Origin of the sequence: Actinomycetospora chlora, from assembly GCF_039542135.1 — a bacterium.
In the GTDB taxonomy this organism is placed as follows: Bacteria; Actinomycetota; Actinomycetes; order Mycobacteriales; family Pseudonocardiaceae; genus Actinomycetospora; species Actinomycetospora chlora.
Genome location: NZ_BAABHO010000005.1, coordinates 35787 through 54359, shown reverse-complemented (window position 1 = coordinate 54359; position 18573 = coordinate 35787). Strand labels below are relative to the sequence as shown.

Below are 18573 nucleotides of genomic sequence, written 5' to 3'. Positions count from 1 at the left end.
GCGTGCCGCCCGCCCGCAATGATGGGGCCGGGTCGGTGGCGTCCACCACGGGGGCGCCGGGCCGGCCGGGGACGAGGGCGGCACAGGAGCGAGCGATGGGCACGGGACCCGATCCCGACGCGCGCGAGCTGTTCGCGGGCGGCGGGCAGGTCGGCGCGGACATGGCCGCGGTCGACTGGGCCGCGACGCCGCTCGGCGAGCCCGCGGGCTGGCCGACGCCGCTGCGCACCGTCGTCCGGATGCTCCTGACCTCCCGGTTCTCCATGTGGATGGCGTGGGGCCCCGAGCTCACGGTGATCTACAACGACGCGTACTGGCGCGACACGCTCCAGTCGAAGCACCCGTGGGCGCTGGGGCGGCCGGCGCGCGAGGTGTGGCACGAGGTGTGGGACGCGGCGGGGTCGCGCATCGGCACGGTCCTCGACACCGGCGTCGCCACCTGGGACGAGGACCTGCTGCTCTTCCTCGAGCGCAGCGGCTACCCGGAGGAGACCTACCACACGTTCTCCTACAGCCCGCTGGCCGACACCGACGGTGTCGTCGCCGGGATGCTCTGCGTGGTCACCGAGAACACCGACCGCGTCATCGGCGACCGCCGGATGGCGACGCTGCGCGACCTCGCGACGGCCATGGGCCCGGCCCGGTCCCACGACGACGTCCTCGTCGCGGTGGAGCAGACCCTCGCCGGCAACGACCGCGACGTGCCGTTCGGGCTGCTCTACCTGTTCGACGCGGACCGCGGGGAGGCGCGTCTCGCCGCCGCCGCGGGCGTCGCGCCCGGCTCGCCGGTCGCCCCGCCGGTGGTCGCTCCCGGAGCCGGGCCGTGGCCGCTCGGCGACGTCCGCGGGGACGCGCCGGTCCTGGTCGAGGACCTGGCCGGCCGCGTCGGTGGGGAGCTGCCGCGGGGTGCGTGGGACCGGGGCCCCACCGAGGCCGCCCTCGTGCCCCTGGCCGGCGCCGCCGGCGCGGAGGGCCTCACCGGCGTCCTCGTCGTCGGGATGAACCCCCACCGCCGCTACGACGAGCGCGCCGCGAGCTTCCTGCAGCTGCTCGGGGGCCAGATCACCGCCGGCCTCGCGCACGCCGACGGGTACGAGGCCGAGCGCCGCCGCGCGGAGGCGCTCGCCGAGCTCGACCGCGCGAAGACCGACTTCTTCTCCAACGTCAGCCACGAGTTCCGCACGCCGCTGACGCTGATCATGGGCCCTGTCGAGGACCTGCGGGCTGCCGGGGACGTCGAGCCCGAGCGGGTCCGCGCGGAGCTCGAGATGGTGCACCGCAACGGGCAGCGGCTCGGCCGCATGGTCAACAGCCTGCTCGACTTCTCCCGCCTCGAGGCCGGCCGCCGCGAGACCCACCCCGTGCCCCTCGACCTCGGCCCGGTCACCGAGGAGCTCGCCGGCGTGTTCCGCTCGGCCATGGCCCGCGCGGGGCTCGACTACGTCGTCGACTGCCCGCCGCTGCACCGCCCGGTCCTGCTCGACCGCGACGCGTGGGAGAAGGTCGTCCTCAACCTGCTCTCCAACGCCCTCAAGTTCACCCTCGACGGGAGCGTCACGGTGACGGTGGAGGCCGTCGACGACGCCGCGGTGCTCCGGGTGGCCGACACCGGGGTGGGGGTGCCCGCCGACCAGCTGCCGCGCCTCTTCGAGCGTTTCCACCGGGTGCAGAGCGCCCGCGCGCGCTCCGGGGAGGGCAGCGGCATCGGGCTGGCGCTGGTGCGCGAGCTCGTCGTCCTGCACGGCGGCGAGGTCGCGGCGCGCAGCGAGCCCGGCGCCGGGACGACGATGACGGTGACGCTGCCGTTCGCGCCGGCCGGCGTCGCCGCGGGGACGCCCGACGACGCCGAGCCCGTCGACGGTCCGTCCCCCGACGCGGCCTCGTTCGTCGCCGAGGCGCTGCGGTGGCTGCCCGACGACGAGCCCCCCACGGCCGCCGGGGCCGGCGACCCGGCGCCGCCGGACGAGGTCCCGGACCTCCCGCCGCGCGCGGTGGAGCGCGGCCGGGTCCTGGTGGTCGACGACAACGCCGACATGCGGAGCTACCTGCGCCGCCTGCTCGCCCCGCGGCACGACGTGCGGGTGGCCGCCGACGGCGAGCAGGCGCTGCGCGCGGCGCTCGCCGACCCGCCGGACCTCGTCGTCTCCGACGTCATGATGCCCGGCGTCGACGGCCTCGAGCTGCTGGAGACGCTGCGCGCCGACGAGCGCACCGCGCGCGTCCCGGTGCTGCTGCTCTCGGCGCGCGCCGGGCAGGAGGCCGCGCTCGCGGGCCTCGCCGCGCAGGCCGACGACTACCTGGTCAAGCCGTTCGCCGCGCCGGAGCTGCGGGCCCGCGTCGACGCGCACCTGCAGCTCGGCCGCGCCCGCCGCCGGGCCGAGGCCCGGTTCACGGCGATGGCCGACCTCGCGCCCGCGCTGATCTGGGTGGCCGACGCCGACGGCGCCCGCACGTTCCACAACGCGGGCTGGCGGCGCTTCACCGGGCGCGACGCGGCGCAGGAGAGCGGTGACGGCTGGCGCAACGGCGTCCACCCGGACGACCGGGAGCACCACCGCACGGTCACCGCGGCGGCGATGGCCGACGGCGGCGGGTGGGAGGTCGACTACCGGCTGCGCCGCGCCGACGGCGCCTACCACCGCGTCGTGGAGCAGGCCGTCCCGCTGCCGGGGGAGGGCGGGCCGTCGGGGTGGGTGGGCAGCTGCGTCGACGTCAACGCCCGCGCCCTGGAGGCCGAGCGGCAGCGGCTGCTCGCCCGCGTCGGCGCCGAGCTCGACGCCCGGCCGGACGTCGCGGCCCGCCTGGAGCGCCTGCTGCACCTGCTCGTCGAGGTGCGGCTCGCGGCGCGCGCCGTCGCCCGTCCCGTCGACGAGGAGGGCCGCCCGGGCGCGGGGCGGGTGGCCGAACGGGCCCACGACGGCGGCGTGGGTCCGGCCGCGGTCCGCCCCGGCCGCCCGCTGCCCGCCGAGCCGCTGGGGGAGAGCGAGCGGGCGGCCCTGGCCGGGGCCTCCGCGGTCACCGCGGACGGGGTGCTGTCGCTGCCGTTGACGGTGCGCGACCGGCCGGTCGCGGTGCTCTCGCTCGAGCGCGACCCCGAGAGCCCGGCGTGGAGCGACGAGGACCGCGACCTCGTCGCCGAGATCGGTGGCCGCGCCGCGCTGGCCCTGGACAACGCCCTGCTGCTGGCCGAGGAGCGCTCGGTCGCGGCCCGGCTGCAGCTGCTGCAGCGCGCGACGAGCGAGCTCTCGGCGGCGGCCACCCCGGTCGAGGTCGCCGACGTCACCGTGGAGCACCTGCGCGCGCTGTTCGGGCCGAGCGCCCGCGTCGCGGTGTTCGAGTACGAGCCGCGGACCGGCACGCTCGCGCCGCTCGCCGCCCACAACATCGACCCGCCGGTGGTGGCGGCCCACCAGGAGTCCCCGACGCTGGTGGGCGAAGCGGTCGGCCGGGCCGAGGCGTTGTGGCTGACCGGCGACGGCGCGGGGGACCGGGACGACCCGCTGCGCGCGCTGATGGCGGACGCCGGGGTCCGCGGCGCGATGGCGCTGCCGCTCGTGGCCGCGGGCACCACCGTCGGCGCGCTCGGCATCGGCCTGCTCGACCGCGACCGGGTGTCGCGCACCGAGCGGATCACCCTCGACGCGCTCGCCGAGCCCTGCGCGATGGCGCTCGACCGGGCGCGGCTCTACCGCGGCGAGCACCAGATCGCCGAGACGCTGCAGCGCAGCCTGCTGCCGCAGGCCCTGCCCGCGCTCGACGGGGTCGCCCTGGCGGTGCGGTACCTGCCGGGCGCGGTGGGGACCCAGGCCGGCGGCGACTGGTACGACGTCGTCGAGCTCGACGAGCACCGCGTCGCCATCGCCGTCGGCGACGTCGTCGGCCAGGGCACGGCGGCCGCGGCGGTCATGGGCCAGCTGCGGACGGCCCTGTCGGGCTACCTCCTCGCCGGCCACGGCCCCGCCGACGCCCTCGGGCTGCTCGACGGCCTGACCTCCCGCATCCCCGGCTCGCGGGCCTCGACGGCGATGTGCCTGACGCTCGACACCCGCACCGGCGAGCTGCGCTGGGCGCGGGCCGGGCACCTGCCGGCCCTGCTCGTCGAGGGCCCGGACGACCGGGGAGCCGCGGCGGTGCGCTACCTCGACGACCCCGCGGGTCACGGGCCCCTGCTCGGCCTGCCGCCCGGGCACCGCGACCACGGCGAGGCCGTCACCACCCTCGCGGGCGGTGCCGTTCTGCTGCTCTACACCGACGGCCTCGTCGAGCGTCGCGGTGAGTCGCTCGACGAGGGCTTCGCGCGGCTCCGGGAGGCGGTCGAGCGCCACCACGCAGCGCCGCCCGGGCCGCTCGCGGGCGCCCTGCTGCGCGACCTCGGGCCCCGCGACGACGATGTCGCGCTCGTCGTCGCGCGCCTCTCGCCGCCCCCGCTGGAGCTGACCCTGCGGGCGCGCCCCGACTCGCTGGCCCTGCTGCGCCGCCACGTCTCCCGCTGGTCGCGCGCGGCCGGGCTCCCGGAGGTCGTCTACGAGGACCTCCAGCTCGCCCTCGGGGAGGCCGCCACCAACGGCGTCGAGCACGCCTACCGCGACGCGGTCGACGACACCGGCGAGGTCGAGGTCCGGGTCGCGCGCTGCGGCGACGGCTCGGTCGAGGCGTCCGTGCGCGACCGCGGCACATGGCGCCCGATCCCGGACGACCCCGGCTACCGCGGGCGGGGCCTGACGATCGTCCGCGAGCTGACGGTGGACGCGTCGGTGACACCGCGCGGGGGCGGGGGCACGGAGGTCCGCTTCCGGGTGGTGCCCACCGAGCCCGAGGAGCCGGCCGCCGCGGCGGGGCCGGCCGCCGCGGAACCGGCCGCACCCGGGGCCACGGCCGGCCTCGACGTCGTCGACGACGACGGGACCCGCCGCCTCGTGCTGCACGGCGACCTCGACCTCGCGGCCGTCGCCACCTGCCGCGACGAGCTGGTGGCCGCGGTCGACGGGCCGGCGCGCGTGGAGATCGACCTGCGCGGCGTCGGGCACCTGGCGAGTGCCGGGATCGGGCTCGTCCTCGAGGTCGTGGAGGCCGTCCGCGCCCGCGGGGGCGAGGCCACGCTGCGCACCGCACCGGGCACCCCCGCGGCGCGCGTGCTGGCGCTGGCCCTGCCCGGCGAGCGCTCCTAGCTCCGGCCCAGGCCGGCCTCCCGGGCCCGCACGATGGCCTCCGCGCGGTCGGCGACGTGCAGCTTGGTGAAGATCGCCGAGACGACGTTGCGCACGGTCTTGGGGGACAGGAAGAGCGCCGCGGCGATCTGCGGGTTGGCCCGGCCGGCGGCGATGAGGTCGAGGACCTCCCGCTCGCGGGCGGTGAGCTCGGGGAACACGTCGACCGTGGCGGTGCGGGGCGCGAGGAACTCGGTGACCCGCCGGGCCAGCGCCGGGCCGAAGATCGCGTCGCCCTCGGCCACGGCCGTCACGGCGCGGACGATCTCGTCCTTCGTCGCGCCCTTGAGCAGGTAGCCGCGGGCGCCGGCGCGCAGGGCGGCGAAGACGGTCTCGTCCTCCTCGCTCATCGTCAGCACGACCACCCCCACGCCGGGGTCGGCGTCGACGATGCGGCGGGTCGCGGTGATGCCGTCGAGCTCGGGCATCCGCACGTCCATGACGACGACGTCGGGGCGCAGCGCGGCGACGCACTCGACGGCGGCGGCCCCGTCGGTCGCGGTGCCGACCACCTCCAGCCCGTCGACGGTCGCGAGCAGGCCCGCGAGGCCGTCGAGGTAGACGGGGTGGTCGTCGGCGAGCACCACGCGGATCACGGGGCCTCCTGGGGGCGGGTCGGGGTGCACGGCAGCTCGGCGGTGACGACGGTGCCGCCGTCGGGCGGGCAGGCGACGGTGGTGCGGCCGCCCAGCTCGGCAGCGCGCTCGCGCAGCGACAGCGTCCCGACGCCGGCGACGACGTCGGTGCCGATGCCGCGGCCGTCGTCGGTGACGGTGACGACGAGGCGGTCACCGCGCCGGGCCAGGTCCACGGTCGCCCGGGTCGCGGACGCGTGCCGGACGACGTTCGTCATCGCCTCCGACGCGATGCGGAAGGCGGCGACCTCGCAGGCGGCGGTGAGTCCGGCGAGGTCGCCGGGCTCTCCGTGGACGGTGATCTCCAGCCCGTCGCCGGACAGGCGGCGGGCCTGGGCCCGCAGGGCGCCCGAGAGCCCGAGCTCGTCGAGGGCGGGCGGGCGCAGGTCGTGGACCAGGCGCCGGACGTCGGTGAGCAGGGTGCCGACGTCGGCCACGGCCTGGGCGAGGACCTCGTCGGCCCGGCCGGGGTCGCGGGCGGCGAGCCCGCGGGCCGTCTCGATGCGCAACGTCACCGCGCCGAGGCCGGGCCCGAGGCTGTCGTGCAGGTCGCGGCGCAGCCGGCGGCGCTCCTCCTCGCGCGCGGTGACGAGGTCGGCGCGGGCCTGCTGCAGCGACGCCGACAGCGCGCCCGCCCGGGCGGCGCCGGCGGCCTGGCGCAGCAGGTCGCCGAGCAGGCGCTGGTCGGCATCCGAGAGCCGGCGGCCCTCGGCGACGGCGACGCGGCCGATCGTCTCGTCGCGGTAGCGGATGGGGAGCACGGCGGTCGGGTGGTCGGTGCTGCCGTGCTCGACGACGGCACGGGCGCCGTCGGCGCGGTCGATCTCGACCCGCACGTAGGGCAGCCGGAACGCCTCGGCAACCGACCGGGCCAGCGCGGCGAGCTGCTCGCCCGGCGCGACGGCGGTCTCGAGGTGCCCGGCGAGCGTCGCGACCGCGCTGTACGGGTCCTCACGCGAGCCGCGGGTGAGCCGCCGCGCGGCGCGCCACAGGCGGCTGCGCAGCGGCGTGTAGAGCACGGCGACGACCGCCACCGCGAGCAGTGCCGAGTCCCGGCTCCCGAACGCCGCGCCGGCGACGAGCAGGACGAGCCCGTCCACGACGAGCACCCCCAGGCCCAGCGCGACGGCCACGAGCGTGGTGGGCAGCAGGCGCTCGACGTCGTAGAGCCGCTCGCGCACCACCGCGACGACGATCGCCCCGCTCGTCACCGTGACCGCCACGAGCAGGGCGACCGTGGGCCCCGGCTCGGGCAGCAGGAGCGCGACGCCGATCACCAGGGCGTCGACGAGGCCCGCCCACACCAGCCAACGCAGCTGCAGGCGCCGGCGGCCGGTCGCCCGCCGGTGGCGCACGGCCACCACCGCGAACGGCACGACCATGCCGAGCGGGAGCAGGGCGAACGCGACGTCCAGCACGACCGGCCAGAACGGCAGCGGGACCGAGTGCGGGTCGAGGTCGAGCGCGGCGACGCGCGGGCTGAACGCGACGCCGCTGCGGGCCTCGACCACCCACGACGGCACGAGCAGCAGGCTCACCGGCAGCAGCGCCGTCCCGGCGAGGCTCGCCAGCGCCACCGCGCGCCCGCCGCGGCCGCGGGGCAGGCGCCCGTCGGGGAAGAGCAGCAGCACCAGCGGGAGCCCGAGCAGCAGGAACGCGCCGTAGCGGGCGCTCACGGCGTAGGCCAGCGACGTGCCGGGCGCCCCCGGTGTGACGTAGAGGCCCTCGACGAGCCACTGCGCGGCGAGCCCGGTGACCAGCCACGCCGCACCGGTCGCGACGAGCACCCCGCCGACGGGGCGGCCGCGACGGTCGGCCCCGCGGAGCACGATGAGCCCGGCGGCGAGCAGCACCGGTCCGGCGAGGGCCTCGAGGAGCCCGCCGCCCTCGTCGGGCGCCACCACGACGTCGCGGTGGCGCAGCGCCAGCGCGACGATCAGGGCCGTCGCGAGCAGGCCGCCGACGGCGACCACCGCGAGGAGGGCGTCGCGGCGGCCCGGCGCGCGCCCACCCGTCACCGGGGCCGCGGGGGCCGGCGCGGCGCGCGGCGCGCTGTCCTCGGCCGTGGGTCGCACACGGTGATCGTCGCAGGTCGGGGGCTGGCATGTCCCCGGCCCGGCGTCCCGGATGCCGTCCCGGATCCGTGTCCCGGGTGGTCGGGACATCTCCGGGACCGGCGCGGGGCACGCGGCCCTGACGGCCCGGGACGGCGGGCGCGCAGGGTTCTGCCCATGCCACCGGCGAACCGCCGCCGCCCTGTCGACCACCTCATCCGGGAGCCCGCCGTGACGACCGTCCGCACCACCCCCGCCCGTGCCCGCACCGACGCCGCCGCGGCCCACGCCACGACCGAGGCGATCGAGGTCGGTGCCCCGATCAGTGCCCCGATCCGGGAGCCGGGGGGCCCGTCATCGGCCCGGATCCGCCTCGCCGGGGTGGGCCTGGCCCTCGGTGCCGGGGCCGCCGGCGTCACCGCGGTCGCGGCGGGCGCGAACTCCTTCGCCTTCGACATCGGCGGGACGTTCTTCCAGCTCGGGCTGTTCGGCCTGCTGGCCACGATGCTCGCCACCCGGGCCACCGGCACGAGCCGGCTCGCCCGCACGATGATCGTCGTCGAGTTCGTGGTGCTCGGGATCGCCACGGTCCAGTCGCTCTCGACCCTGCCCGCGCAGGGCGGGGAGTGGGGCACGGTCGCCCAGGTCCTCGACCCGTTCTGGCCGCTGTCGATGCTCGGCATGGCGGTCATCGGCGTGAAGGTGGCCGTCGCGGGCCGGTGGCGCGGCGCGCTGCGGGCATGGCCGGTGGTCGCCGAGACCTGGGTGTTCGTCGCGGTGCCGGCCATGGCCCTGCTCGGCTCGCCGATCGGCGACGTCGTGGGCGGCGTGCACTTCCTCGTCGGGTACGGCGTCCTCGGCGCGCTGCTCGCCCTGCGCCCCGACCTGGCCTGCCGCTGACCCCCGGTTCTGGCCGAAGGGCACCCTCGCTCGGATGGATCGAGCGATGGTGCCCTTCGCTCGTGTCACGTTCCGGGGAGCCCGACCGCGGGCAATCGACGGGCATGGAGTACCGCACTCTCGGACGGTCGGGACTGAAGGTCTCGACGATGACCATGGGCACGATGACGTTCGGCGGGAAGGGCGGCTTCGCGACGCTCGGCGACACCGACGTCGAGGGCGCCACCCGCCAGATCGACCTGTGCGTCGACCACGGCGTGAACCTCGTCGACACCGCGGACATGTACTCCGCCGGCGTGTCCGAGGAGATCGTCGGCGAGGCGACGAAGAACCACCGCGACGACCTGCTCATCGCCACCAAGTGCCGCTTCCCGATGAGCGACGACCCCAACGACGCCGGCGCCTCGCGCCAGCACATCATCCGCAGCGTCGAGAACAGCCTGCGCCGCCTGCAGACCGAGCACATCGACCTGTTCCAGCTGCACGGCTGGGACGGCGTCACGCCGCTGGAGGAGACCCTCGAGGCCCTCGACACGCTCGTGCGCAAGGGGAAGATCCGCTACGTCGGCTGCTCGAACTACTCGGCCTGGCACATCATGAAGGCCCTGGCCGTCTCGGAGCGCGAGGAGCTGCAGCGCTTCGTCTCCCAGCAGATCCACTACACGCTGCAGGCCCGGGAGGCGGAGAACGAGCTGGTCCCGGTGTCGATCGACCAGGGCCTCGGCATCCTCGTGTGGAGCCCGATCGCCGGCGGCCTGCTCTCCGGCAAGTTCCGCCGCGGCCAGGACGACCCGGAGACGTCGCGCCACCTCGGCGAGTGGTCGGAGCCGCCGGTGCACGACCGCGAGCGCCTCTACGACATCGTCGAGGTCGCCGCCGAGGTCGCCGACGCGCACGGCGTCTCGGTCGCCCAGGTGGCCAACGCCTGGCTGCTGCACAAGCCCGGGGTGACGTCGCTCGTCATCGGCGCCCGCACCGAGGAGCAGCTCGCCGACAACCTCGGCGCCGCCGAGCTGGCCCTCACCGACGACGAGGTCGCCCGGCTCGACGAGGTCAGCGCGACCCCGCTGCTCTACCCCTACTGGCACCAGAAGAACACGATCACCGACCGGCTCTCGCCGGCCGACGCGACGCTGCTGGGCTGACCACCCTGGTGGCGCCCCCGGGCATCCGCGACACTGACCGCGGGGGCCCGGGGGAGTGGTCGGACGTGCTGCACGTGAGGTCGCCGGACGGGACCGCGATCGCCCTGGAACGGATCACCGAGGGCCCGCGTCCCCTCGTGACCCTGGCCGGCGCCACGGCGGGCCGGGCGAACTGGGCCGAGGCGGCCCGGCCGCTCGACGGGCGCTTCGCCGTGTGGCTGGCCGATCGGCGCGGCAAGGGGGACTCGGGGGACACCGAGCCCTACGCGTTCGAGCGCGAGCACGAGGACCTGTTCGCGATCGCGGAGTCCTTCGCCGAGCCGGTGGCGTTCGCCGCCCACTCCTCGGGGGCGGTGTGTCTGCTCGGCGCGGCCGCCCGCGGTCTGCCGGCCGCGCACCTGGTGGTCTACGAACCGCCCTGGCCGCTGCCGGGCCGCCGGAGCGACGGTCCGGCCCTCGACGCCATGGAGGCCCGGCTCGCGGCGGGCGACCCCGAGGGCTGCCTCGAGACCGGCCTCCTGCGGTTGGTCGAGGCCCCGCCCGCGGCGGTGGCGGGCATGAAGCAGACGCCGTCGTGGCCCCAGCGGGTGGCGCACGCCCACACCTGGCCCCGCGAGGGCCGCGAGCTGGGTCGCATGCCCGAGGGCACCGACGTGCTGCGGGACGTCCGGGTGCCGACGCTGATGCTGCTCGGGGAGCTCAGCGCGGGACACCTGCGCGCCTCCACCGAGGCCGTCGCCGCGGCCCTGCCGGACGCCGTCGTCGTCGAGCTGCCCGGGCAGGGGCACGCGGCGCTGCAGACCGCTCCGGCGATGGTGGGGGACGTCCTGGCGCGACACCTCCCCGACTGAGCGACCCCTGACCCGGATCACACTGCGCGATCGTCCATCCTGGGAGCGACCACCCGAGGGGGTCGACGCGGAGGGAGACGCCGGTGCCCCGTCGCCGCACGGCCAAGGCCGCGCAGCACGAGCAGAACAAACGCATGATCGTCGAGCTGACCGCGTGGATCACCGTGGCCGCGGCGGTGCTCGTCGTGGCCCTGCACGCCGGCATCTCCGCGACGTCGACCGCCGCCGACGTCCCCCGCGTCACGACCGCCGAGTACCGCTGAGCGGACCGTGATCGAGCTCTGGAACATCTCGCGGGCGCTCGGCCTGGCCGCGCTCCTGCTCATGGGCGTCGTCCTCGCGCTCGGGGCCCTGCACAACACGTCGCTGAGCCGCCTCGCCGGGCAGGCGCTGCCGCGGTTCGTGCTCGTGGCCCTGCACCGCAACCTGTCGCTGATCACGGTCGTGTTCGTCGCGCTGCACGTGGTCACGGTGCTGGTCACGCCGTACCTGCCGCTGCACTGGTACCACGTCGTCGTCCCCGGCACGGCGTCGTTCAACCCGTGGCCGGTCGGCCTCGGAGCCGTCGCCCTGGACCTGCTGCTCGCGGTGGTGATCTCGTCGAGCCTGCGGCGCTTCCTGTCCAAGCGCGTGTGGCTCGTCGTGCACTGGACGTCGTACGTGTGCTTCCCGGTGGCCGTCGCCCACGCCGTCGCGAACGCCTCGTTCCGCGGCGGGACGTGGTGGACGCTCGTCGTCCCGGTGCTCGCCACCGCCGTCGTCGTCTGGGCCCTGCTCTACCGGCGCAGTGCTCGCCGGCGCGCCGCGCTCCCGCTCGCCGACCGGGGCCGCACCGACCCGGCCGAGGCCCGCCGGGCGGCCGACCACGCCACCGGCTCCCAGCCGGTCGTCACCCCGCCACCGGCCCCGGACGCAGCGAACGCGCCGTTCGCTGCGCACGAAGAAGCGAACGCGCCGTTCGTTGCGCAGGGCGGAGGGGAGCCGGCGCCCGCGCCGAGACCGGCGGTGCAGGAGATACGCGTGGTGTCGCGGTCGGCGCCCGCCCACGGGCGGCACGCCGCCGAGCCGGACGACGAGACCGCCGACGCCGACGCGCCGACCGAGACCCTCGCCGGCCCCGAGGCCCCGACCGTCGCCCTCCCGCCGCGCCGCCGACGCTGACCTACTGGCTGGTATCGCTCGCTCAGCGAGCGATACCAGCCAGTAACCCGCTGCCGGGGGTCGGAGCCCACCCGCGAACGGGGAGTTCGGACGCCTAGACGCAGCGAACCGCCCGTTCGCTGCGTTCCAGGTGGGGGTCAGCGCGCGTCGACCGTCTCCTCGCGCATGCGCTCGAGGGTCGCGATGAGGGTGGCGGCGTCGTAGGGGCCGACGTGGCGCTGGGGGACGGCGTCGCCGACGCCCAGGTAGAAGGTCGGCGTGCCCGGGAGGTCGGAGCTGCGGGCGTCGATCTCGTCGTCCGCGACGTGGTTCTGCGGGCGCCCGTCGTGCAGGGCGTCCTCGATCCGGTCGACGTCGACGCCGAGGTCGGCGCAGTACTGCAGGAGGTCGTCGCGGTCGAGGGCCTCGGCGTGCGCGAAGAACGAGTCGTGGACGTCCCAGAAGCGGCCCTGCTCGGCCGCGGCCTCGGCGACCTCGGCGGCGATGCGGGCGTTCGGGTGGACGTCGTCGAGCGGGAGGTGCCGGAACACGTAGCGCATGTCGTCGCCGAAGTGCTCGCGGACCTGGCGGATGCTGCCCGTGGCCTTGCCGCAGAACGGGCACTCGAAGTCGCCGTACTCGACGATCGTCAGCGGCGCGTCCACCGGCCCGCGGACGTGGTCGCGGTGGGGGTCGACGGCGCGCAGCAGGTCGCGCGACGGCTCGTCGGGCAGCGACGACCGGCCCGCCCGGAACACCACGGCGCCCAGGCCGAGCGCGATCAGCGACGCCGCGAGGACACCGACGCGGGCCTCGTCGGCGAGCACGGGGTCGGGCAGGGCGAGGTCGACGATGAACAGCGAGATCGTGAACCCGATGCCCGACAGCGCCGCGCCGCCCGCGACCTGGGGCATCCGCAGCCCCGGCGCGAGGCTGCCCGGACGCACCCGGGCGAGCAGGGCCGTCGCGCCGGTGATGCCCACGAACTTGCCGAGCACCAGCCCGAGCACGACGCCCCACGTCAGCGGCGAGGTGGCGGCGGCCCGCAGCGTCTCGCCGGTGAGCGGGACGCCCGCGTTGGCCAGCGCGAACACCGGCACGATGATGAACGCGGTGTAGGGCTGCCAGAGCCGCATGAGGCGTTCGTTCACCGACACCGCGCGCTCGAGCCCCAGCCGGGCGTTGCGGGCGTACTCCGGACTGGGCGACTGGCGGAACGCCCGGGTCAGCGCCGCGGCCCGCTCCACCTCGCGGCGCTTGGGCGGGTAGACCGGCAGCAGCAGCGCGATGAGCACCCCGGCGAGCGTCGCGTGCACGCCGGACTCGTGGAACGCCACCCACGTGACCACCGAGACCACGAGGTACGCACCACCCCGCCACACCCGCAGGCGCCGCAGCTGCCACACCGCCAGCAGGCCGACGATCGCCACCACCAGCGGGACGACGTGCAGCTCGTCGGTGTAGACGAGCGCGATGATCGCCAGCGCCCCGACGTCGTCGGCGACGGCCAGGGTCAGCAGGAAGATCCGCAGACGCTCGGCGCGGGGCGGGCCGACCACCGCGAGCGCCCCGAGCAGGAACGCCGTGTCGGTGGAGATCACGACGCCCCACGCGCTCGCCGCCTCGCCGGACGGGTTGAGCAGCAGGAACAGCACCGCGGGCAGGGCCAGCCCCGCGAGGGCGGCCGCGAGCGGGACCGCCGCCTTCGACCGGTCGCGCAGCTCGCCGAGGGCGAACTCCCGCTTGACCTCCAGCCCCACGACGAAGAAGAACATCGCCATGAGGCCGTCGTTGACCCAGTGCTGCAGGTCGAGGTCGATCGAGGCGTCGCCGACCGAGATCGCGAGGCTGGTGTGCCAGAACGCGTCGTAGGTCCACCCCCACGGGGAGTTCGCCCACAAGAGCGCCACCACGGTGGCGCCGAGGACGAACAGCGCGGCGAGCGACTCGCTGGCGTCACCCCGCCGGGCCGCGGCGATGCGCTCGAGCACGCCGTGCCAGCGGGGCCGGCTGTCCGTCACGTCGGCCATGCCCGAATCCAAGCAGGGGTCAGGCGGGGCGGACCAGCAGCGCGACCGGGTAGCGGTCGAGAACACTCCCCAGCGCCGGCGCCGACCCCTCGACGGGCCGTCCGGTGACGACGTCGGTCCAGTCGTCGGCGCCGCCGGGCAGCGGGAGCACGGTGTCGTGCCAGCCGCCGGCCGCGGCCAGGCCGACCGGCAGCCGGGTGGCGACGGCGACGAGGCGCTCCCGGCCGGACGGGCCACCGCGCGCGAACGCCACCGCGTGCTCGGCGGCCGGCCCCGACGCGGGCAGCGGGACGTAGCCGGTGAACAGCTCCGGCCGGAACCGGCGCAGGCGCAGCGCCGCCGACACCACCGCGAGCTTGGTGGCGGCGACCTCGTCGGCGTCGTCGGCGCCGGTCGCGGGCGTCCACCCGGCGTCGAGGCGCTCGAGCAGCCGGCGGCGGAGCGCGAAGTCGACCGGGCGGCGGTTGTCCGGGTCGACCAGCGAGTACTCGAAGAGCTCGGTGCCCTGGTAGACGTCGGGGATGCCGGGACCGGCGAGCTGGAGCAGCTTCTGGCCCAGGGCGTTCGAGCGGCCGTGCGCGTCGATCTGCGCCACGAAGGCCTCGATCTCCGCGACCGCCTCGGCGTCGCCCAGCACCTGTGCCGGCCAGGCCGCGACGGCCTCGTCGACCTCGGGCGCCGCAGGCACCTGACTCATGGGGACGTGCGCGGTGACGAGCTTGGCCTCCTTCGAGGCCTTGGTCAGGTAGCCCGCGAGCCGCTCGGCCGAGATCGGCCAGGCGCCGAGCACCGACTGCCACGCGAGGAGCTCCAGCGACGCCGAGGGCAGCGGGTGCCGCGCCGAGGCCGTGCGCAGGAAGGCCCCCCACTCGGCGGTGAGCTCGCTGAGGACGGCGAGCCGGGCCCGGACGTCCTCGGAGCGCTTGGTGTCGTGCGTCGAGAGCGTGGTCATCGTCGCCGGGGTGGACGCCGCGCGGTCGCCGGCCTTCGCGTGGAACTCCGCGGGCGTGACCCCGAAGCGGTCCGGCGCCCCGCCCACCTCGTTGAGCGCGACGAAGCGGTTCCACCGGTAGAACGTGGTGTCCTCCACGCCCTTGGCCGTGACCATGCCGCTGGTCTGCTCCACCCGCTGGGCGAGCAGCCCGTCCGGCTCCGCGGTCATCGCCGCGTGGATCGCGCGGACCGTGTCGGCGAGCTCCGGGCGGGCCGTCGCCGCCGTGTCGACCGCGCGGTCGAGCGCGTCGCGGCCCTCGGGCAGGTAGGAGCGGTAGACCGGGAACGAGCACAGGAGCTCGGCGACGGCGTCGCGCACTTTTCCCTCGTCGGGGTTGGAGCCCCCGCCCGGCACGAGCGCGGCGATGCGCCGGACCTCGGCCACGAGGATCTCGTCGGTGACGAGGCGGCGGGCGGCGTGCTCGGTGACCGACAGCCCCTCGCGCGCCCCGGTGTGCTGGGCCGCCACGGCGTCGACGAGCGCCTCGCCCCGCGGGTCGACGAACAGGCCCTGCACCTCGCGCAGCGCCTCGTAGCCCGTGGTGCCGTCCACCGGCCAGGAGCGGGGGAGGGCCTCGTCGGGGCCGAGGATCTTCTCCACCAGCAGCCACGCCTCGTCCCCGAGACCGGCCCGCAGGCGCCGCAGGTACGCCCCGGGCGCGGACAGGCCGTCCGGGTGGTCGATGCGCAGGCCGTCCAGCTCGCCCGCGGCGCGCCAGCGCAGCACCTCGGCGTGGGTGGCGTCGAAGACCGCCGGGTCGTCGACGCGGACCGCCGCGAGGTCGGACACGTCGAAGAACCGCCGGTAGGTCAGCTCGGCGTTGCCGCGGCGCCAGTGCACCAGCTCGTAGTGCTGGCGGTCGTGCACCTCCTGGGCCGTGCCGTCGTCGCCGGTGCCCGGCGCCACCGGGTAGCGGTGCTCGTAGTAGTGCAGCTCCGAGCGGTCGTCGGACAGCGTCAGCGCGGCGGCGTCCTCGGGGGAGCCCAGCACCGGGATCAGGATCCGGCGCGAGAGGTCGACGTCGTACCAGGAGGCGTAGGGCGACTCCGGCCCCTCGCGCAGCAGCGACCACCACGACGGGTTGGCCTCGGGCACCGCGACGCCCATGTGGTTGGGCACCAGGTCGACCAGCACGCCCAGGCCGGCCGCCCGCAGCGCCGCGACCAGCTCGCGCCGGCCCGCGTCGCCCCCGAGTTGGTCGTTGGCACGGGTCGGGTCGACGACGTCGTAGCCGTGCATCGAGCCGGGCGAGGCCTCGAGGATCGGCGAGCAGTACAGCGCCCCGACGCCGAGGTCGTCGAGGTAGCCGACCAGCTCGCGCGCCGCCGCGAACGGCTGCTCGGGCGAGAGCTGCAGCCGGTAGGTGGACGGGGGGATCGCGGAGGAGGTCACTGCCCCTCCGCCAGGTCCGTGCGCTGCAGCAGCAGCACCGAGCGCGAGGTGACCCGCAGGACGTCGCCGCCGACGTGGTCGGGCAGGCCGTCCGACAGCGGCGGGGTGTTCCAGGTCTGCGTGGTGCGGGCGGTGCCCACCACGACCTCCCCGGTGGTGGTGTCCAGGACGCTCGTCCAGCGGTGGGGGTAGCCCTGGCCGGGCAGCGTGACGTCGACGTCCTCGTGGTGGGCGTTGAAGATCAGCATGAAGCTGTCGTCGACCACCCGCTGGCCGCGCGCGTCGCTCTCCAGGATGCCGTCGCCGTTGAGGAACACCGTCAGCACGGCCGCCTCGCCGGACTCCCAGTCCTGGTCGCTCATCTCCTCGCCCGAGGAGGTGAACCAGGCGATGTCGCGCTGGATCTCGTCGGTGGGGGCCCCGACCGCCGGCCGGATGGGCCGGCCGTTGAAGAAGCGGCGGCGGCGGAACACCGGGTGCGACGCCCGCAACTCGGAGACCCTGCTCGTGTAGTCCATGAGCTCCGAGTCGGCCTTCTCCGGCGACCACTCCATCCAGGAGATCTCGGAGTCCTGGCAGTAGCCGTTGTTGTTGCCGTACTGGGTGCGCCCGATCTCGTCGCCGTGCAGCAGCATCGGCACGCCCTGGGACAGGAACAGCGTGGCCAGGAAGTTGCGGCGCTGGCGCTGGCGCAGCTCGTTGACCGCCGCGTCGTCGGTGGGCCCCTCGACGCCGTGGTTCCAGGAGTTGTTGTCGTCGGCGCCGTCGCGCCCGTCCTCGCCGTTGGCCTCGTTGTGCTTCTCGTTGTACGAGACGAGGTCGTTGAGCGTGAAGCCGTCGTGCGCGGTGACGAAGTTGACCGACGCGTAGGGGCGCCGGCCGTCGTCCTGGTAGAGGTCCGACGAGCCGGTGAGCCGGGCGGCGAACTCGCCCAGCGTGCCCGGCGTGCCGCGCCAGAAGTCGCGCACGGTGTCGCGGTACTTGCCGTTCCACTCGGTCCAGCCGGGCGGGAAGTTGCCCACCTGGTAGCCGCCCGGCCCGACGTCCCACGGCTCGGCGATGAGCTTGACCTGCGAGATCACCGGGTCCTGCTGCACGAGGTCGAAGAACGTGGAGAGCCGGTCGACGTCGTAGAACTCGCGGGCCAGGGTGGAGGCGAGGTCGAACCGGAAGCCGTCGACGTGCATCTCGGTGACCCAGTAGCGCAGGGAGTCCATGATCAGCTGCAGCGTGTGCGGCTGGCGGACGTTGAGGGAGTTCCCGGTGCCCGTGTAGTCCATGTAGTACTGCGGCTGGTCGTCGACGAGGCGGTAGTAGGCCTGGTTGTCGATGCCGCGCATCGAGAGCGTCGGGCCCTGGTGGTTGCCCTCGGCGGTGTGGTTGTAGACGACGTCGAGGATCACCTCGATGCCCGCGGCGTGCAGGTCGCGCACCATCGCCTTGAACTCCTGCACGTGCGCGCCCGGCGCCGGGCTGCCGGTGATGCCGACGCTCGCGTAGCCGAAGTGCGGGGCGAAGAAGGCGATCGTGTTGTAGCCCCAGTAGTTGCGCAGGCCGCGCTGCACGAGCGCGTCGTCGTGCACGAACTGGTGCACCGGCATGAGCTCGATGGCGGTGATGCCGAGGCGCTGGAGGTGGGCGATGACCGCCGGGTGGGCGACGCCCGAGTAGGTGCCCCGCATCTCCTCGGGGACCTCGGGGTGCAGGTACGTCAGGCCCTTGACGTGGGCCTCGTAGACCACGGTGTCGTGGTACGGCGTGCGCGGCGGCCGGTCGTCGTGCCAGTCGAAGAACGGGTTGATCACCACGGACTTCGGCACGTGCTGCGCCGAGTCGTCGTGGTTGACCTCGTCGTGGTCGTCGAAGTGGTAGCCGAACAGGGCCTCGTCCCACGCGTAGGTGGTGCCCAGCGTGCCGTCGAGGGCCTTCGCGTACGGGTCGATGAGCAGCTTGTGGCTGTTCGCCCGCAGGCCCTGCTCGGGCTCGTACGGGCCCTCGACGCGGTAGCCGTAGCGCTGGCCCGGGACGACCCCGGGCAGGTAGCCGTGCCACACGAAGCCGTCGCGTTCGGGCAGCGCGACGCAGTGCTCCCGGCCGTCGGCGTCGAACAGGCACAGCGTCACCGCGTCGGCGACCTCGCTGAAGACCGCGAAGTTGGTGCCGGCCCCGTCGTAGGTCGCGCCCAAGGGATAGGACGTGCCGGGCCAGGGCTGCATCGGGCTTCC

11 protein-coding genes are annotated in these 18573 nt (G+C 75.6%); 6 read left to right on the top strand and 5 right to left on the bottom strand.

Annotated features, from left to right (window positions below):
• The first annotated feature begins 95 nt into the window (after positions 1 to 95).
• A complete protein-coding gene (locus ABD994_RS04410; RefSeq protein ID WP_345411208.1) occupies positions 96 to 5168 on the top strand; it encodes an ATP-binding protein in 5073 nt (1690 codons plus the stop codon).
• Here the strand turns inward: ABD994_RS04410 and ABD994_RS04405 are convergent.
• Both ABD994_RS04405 and ABD994_RS04400 read right to left on the bottom strand, forming a co-directional pair.
• The gene (locus tag ABD994_RS04405; RefSeq protein ID WP_345411207.1) at positions 5165 to 5803 is read right to left on the bottom strand and encodes a response regulator transcription factor; all 639 of its coding nucleotides are present in this window, start codon (positions 5801 to 5803) and stop codon (positions 5165 to 5167) included. The two genes, ABD994_RS04410 and ABD994_RS04405, sit on opposite strands and share 4 nt — an antisense overlap.
• Positions 5800 to 7917: a sensor histidine kinase gene (locus tag ABD994_RS04400; RefSeq protein ID WP_345411206.1), complete on the bottom strand. Its 2118-nt coding sequence runs from the start codon at positions 7915 to 7917 to the stop codon at positions 5800 to 5802. Before ABD994_RS04400 ends, ABD994_RS04405 begins: the two co-directional genes overlap by 4 nt.
• A gap of 156 nt (positions 7918 to 8073) precedes the next feature.
• Between ABD994_RS04400 and ABD994_RS04395 the strand changes: the two genes are divergently transcribed.
• From ABD994_RS04395 to ABD994_RS04375, 5 genes are all read left to right on the top strand, one after another.
• Positions 8074 to 8796 carry a hypothetical protein gene (locus tag ABD994_RS04395; RefSeq protein WP_345411205.1) on the top strand — a complete coding sequence of 241 codons (723 nt, stop codon included), beginning with the start codon at positions 8074 to 8076 and terminating at the stop codon, positions 8794 to 8796.
• A 104-nt stretch (positions 8797 to 8900) separates the two neighbouring features.
• Positions 8901 to 9941, top strand: coding sequence for an aldo/keto reductase (locus ABD994_RS04390; protein WP_345411204.1), 1041 nt, complete (start codon positions 8901 to 8903; stop codon positions 9939 to 9941).
• Positions 9942 to 10015: 74 nt separating this feature from the next.
• The gene (locus ABD994_RS04385; protein ID WP_345411203.1) at positions 10016 to 10792 is read left to right on the top strand and encodes an alpha/beta fold hydrolase; all 777 of its coding nucleotides are present in this window, start codon (positions 10016 to 10018) and stop codon (positions 10790 to 10792) included.
• 83 nt (positions 10793 to 10875) lie between these two features.
• The gene (locus ABD994_RS04380) at positions 10876 to 11055 is read left to right on the top strand and encodes a hypothetical protein (RefSeq protein ID WP_345411202.1); all 180 of its coding nucleotides are present in this window, start codon (positions 10876 to 10878) and stop codon (positions 11053 to 11055) included.
• Between the two features lie 7 nt (positions 11056 to 11062).
• Positions 11063 to 11953 carry a ferric reductase-like transmembrane domain-containing protein gene (locus ABD994_RS04375; RefSeq protein ID WP_345411201.1) on the top strand — a complete coding sequence of 297 codons (891 nt, stop codon included), beginning with the start codon at positions 11063 to 11065 and terminating at the stop codon, positions 11951 to 11953.
• A 137-nt stretch (positions 11954 to 12090) separates the two neighbouring features.
• Here the strand turns inward: ABD994_RS04375 and nhaA are convergent, their stop codons facing one another.
• The 3 genes from nhaA to glgX are packed head-to-tail and all read right to left on the bottom strand — an operon-like array spanning position 12091 to position 18564.
• A complete protein-coding gene (nhaA, locus tag ABD994_RS04370) occupies positions 12091 to 13962 on the bottom strand; it encodes a Na+/H+ antiporter NhaA (protein ID WP_345411200.1) in 1872 nt (623 codons plus the stop codon).
• Between the two features lie 19 nt (positions 13963 to 13981).
• Positions 13982 to 16348, bottom strand: a complete 2367-nt coding sequence (gene treY, locus ABD994_RS04365; RefSeq protein ID WP_345411199.1) for a malto-oligosyltrehalose synthase — start codon at positions 16346 to 16348, stop codon at positions 13982 to 13984.
• On the bottom strand, positions 16345 to 18564 hold the full coding sequence (gene glgX / locus ABD994_RS04360; RefSeq protein ID WP_345411198.1) for a glycogen debranching protein GlgX: 2220 nt from the start codon (positions 18562 to 18564) through the stop codon (positions 16345 to 16347). Before glgX ends, treY begins: the two co-directional genes overlap by 4 nt.
• Positions 18565 to 18573 lie beyond the last annotated feature (9 nt).